4 protein-coding genes are annotated in these 2,801 nt (G+C 33.3%); all 4 read left to right on the top strand.

The window, feature by feature from the left end:
- Positions 1 to 848 (top strand): DUF5929 domain-containing protein (locus tag ACIQZC_RS10525; RefSeq protein WP_396139177.1); only part of this gene is annotated, 848 nt, incomplete at its 5' end.
- Positions 845 to 1,585 carry a metallophosphoesterase family protein gene (locus ACIQZC_RS10520; protein ID WP_396139176.1) on the top strand — a complete coding sequence of 247 codons (741 nt, stop codon included), beginning with the start codon at positions 845 to 847 and terminating at the stop codon, positions 1,583 to 1,585. The genes ACIQZC_RS10525 and ACIQZC_RS10520, both read left to right, overlap by 4 nt.
- A gap of 76 nt (positions 1,586 to 1,661) precedes the next feature.
- Complete coding sequence (locus ACIQZC_RS10515) at positions 1,662 to 2,237, top strand: PhnA domain-containing protein (RefSeq protein WP_396139175.1); 576 nt, start codon at positions 1,662 to 1,664, stop codon at positions 2,235 to 2,237.
- 157 nt (positions 2,238 to 2,394) lie between these two features.
- Positions 2,395 to 2,801 (top strand): hypothetical protein (locus ACIQZC_RS10510; RefSeq protein WP_396139174.1); only part of this gene is annotated, 407 nt, incomplete at its 3' end.

Here is a 2,801-nt window from a genome sequence, read left to right as displayed (position 1 = left end):
CTAATTTAACAAAAGAAAAAGTTGTGGGTTTGGTAACCATTAAGCCCAAATCAAAATCTTCTTATTTTAAAAAAGGAATTCATACTATAACTGTCAACAGCATGTTTTTGAGAGTGGGCAGCAATACCACTCCAACAACCGAAAAAATACCCTATTCAAAACAAAATATTGAAACCGTAATTAGTCTAGAAAACAACTCGAGAAACAGTATTTCGTATACCTTAGAAAGTGTTATAGACTTTATTTCTCTTCGCCATAAAGATCTATCTGCTAATTACAAGGTTTTTAAAGAACTTTTTGTGGTATGTTGGGCAGGAAATAAGAAAATAGTCCACAATGAGGTGTACTATTCACGCGTTGATATTGAATTGATAAACGAACAAGTTAAACTGTTTTATTCGGCTCTAGACGAGATAAGTATTACTTTTGATGAAGACACTTTTTCAATTACAGAGTATGTTTGCTTGGGACTAAATGATAAAACGAGTTTTTATCCGTTAGAAAAAGTAACAATTCGATTTTTTGATAATGGTTATTACAAAATAGAAACACAACTGTTGTTTGAACCTCCGCAATACAACAAAAAAATATTGCACCATATTTACAATACAAATAATGCTATTTTAACCAAACTTCAAAAAGGAATTCAATTACAACCTAATGAAAAAATAGACTTAGTGAATGTTCCGCACACATTAATGATTTGTTATTTAAATGGTTTTGATGACGCCAAACAAAAACTAATTGATGCCAAAATTCATTTGAAACATTTTGAAAATCCAATTGTATATTTGTCCTTTAAAGAAGTAATGCGAATTCTAAGAAAAATGAAATACAATATAAAATGATTCCAAAAACATTTGTGATTGGCGATATTCATGGCGGACTAAAAGCGCTATTTCAAGTTTTGGAAAGAGCGAAAGTTTCAAAAAATGACACCTTGATTTTTTTAGGAGATTTTGTTGATGGTTGGAGTGAATCTCCTGCGGTTTTAGATTTTTTAATCGCCCTGAAGGAAAAACAAAACTGTATATTCATCAGAGGAAATCATGATGATTTATTGCTAAAATGGTTACGAAAGGATAACGAAGGGTTTAATGAGAGAATGTGGTTTAATCATGGTGGCGAAGCTTCTGCTTTGTCGTACCAAAACATTGAAAATTCTACTAAAGAAAAACACATTCAATTTTTGCTGTCGCTACAAGATTATCACTTAGACGACGAAAATCGATTATTTATTCATGCTGGTTTTACTAATGTTAGAGGAGTTACGCATGAGTTTTTTACTCCTTTATTTTATTGGGATAGATCTTTATGGGAAACCGCCTTAGCATTGGATAAGCAACTTTCAAAAGACGCTCTTACCTATCCAAATCGATTAAAAATGTATAAAGAAATTTACATTGGTCATACGCCAGTTACTAAAATTGACGAAACAATTCCAATAAATAAAGCTTGCGTTTGGAATGTAGATACTGGTGCTGCTTTTAAAGGAAAACTAAGTATAATTGATGTAGCTACTAAAGAATTTTGGCAAAGCGATAACTTACCAGATTTATACCCAAATGAAAAAGGAAGAAATTAATTCCTTTTTTTTATGCCATCCTATTTCAATTGATACCTTTGCTTCAAATTATTGTATAAAGTAAAATCCATTCAAAATGAGTGTAATAGAAAGAAAATTAAAAGACCGAAGTGGTTCAGTTTGTGAAATTAGTGGTGCAGAACACGATTTAGTGGTGTATGTATTGCCGCCAACCAATGAAAGAACGGTTGAAAATAGTGTGTTAATGGCAAAACATTTAAAAGACCAAATTGAAAACCCAGAAACTACCGACGAAAAAGACTGGAGAGGCTTATCGGAAAGTATGTGGAGCGAACATTTACCAGTTCAAATTGTATCTTGGCGCATGCTAGCCCGTTTAAAAAACACCGATTTGTTAGACATGATGTATCTGGATGAAGAAGCGTTAGAATGGGCAAAAGCAACGGGTGAAGGCGAAGAAGAAGACGAAAACAAATTGGTACATAAAGACAGCAACGGTGTAACCTTATTAGATGGCGACTCGGTGGTGTTGATTAAAGATTTAGATGTAAAAGGCGCAACCTTTACTGCAAAACGTGGAGCTGCCGTGCACAACATTAAACTCGTTTGGGACGACGCCAACCTGATTGAAGGTAGAGTTGAAAACCAAAACATTTACATTTTAACGCAATATGTCAAGAAAACGAAGTAATTTTCAATGTGCCGATTTGGCAATGTGACAATATGAAACCCTGCAAATAAAGTTTTTGCAGGGTTTTTATTTTTAAATAATTTCTTTGTACTTTTATCGAAATTTTAAACTTTTTATTGTTTTAATTGTCTAATAACAAACGTCTTAAGCATAGGATATGGAAAAAAAATATTCTCGTAGAAACTTATTTAGAAAAGTATTTTTAAGAAGAGAAGAAACTCGCGATCCTCTTTTTGAAAGATACAAAAGAAGAAACTATGGCTTAAGAAGGTATGAACCCATTAGTGCAAGCGCTGAAGTTAATAGAATAGGAAATATCACGAGTGGTCTAACGCCTTATACTGGTGCTTGGAACACCGCTTCGGTATTGCATTTGTTGCGAAGAACACAATTTGGCTTTAAATTTTCAGAGGTAAATGGACTAGTACAAGCCGGACTAAATTCAAGTGTCAATTCGCTTTTAACTATTCCAAATACAGTACCAAGTCCGCCCGTTAATTATTATCAAAATGTTTATGCCGATGAAGGAAATGTTCCATACGGAAGTGATTGGACCCAACATGC

Origin of the sequence: Flavobacterium sp., from assembly GCF_044338735.1 — a bacterium.
Classification (GTDB): Bacteria; Bacteroidota; Bacteroidia; order Flavobacteriales; family Flavobacteriaceae; genus Flavobacterium.
This window is presented reverse-complemented; position numbering and strand designations above follow the sequence as displayed.

What these genes read in the sequence shown, in the direction of transcription:
- ACIQZC_RS10520 (WP_396139176.1), top strand. Translation starts at nt 845, where the DNA reads ATGATTCCAAAAACATTTGTGATTGGCGATATTCATGGCGGACTAAAA.
- ACIQZC_RS10515 (WP_396139175.1), top strand. Translation starts at nt 1,662, where the DNA reads ATGAGTGTAATAGAAAGAAAATTAAAAGACCGAAGTGGTTCAGTTTGT.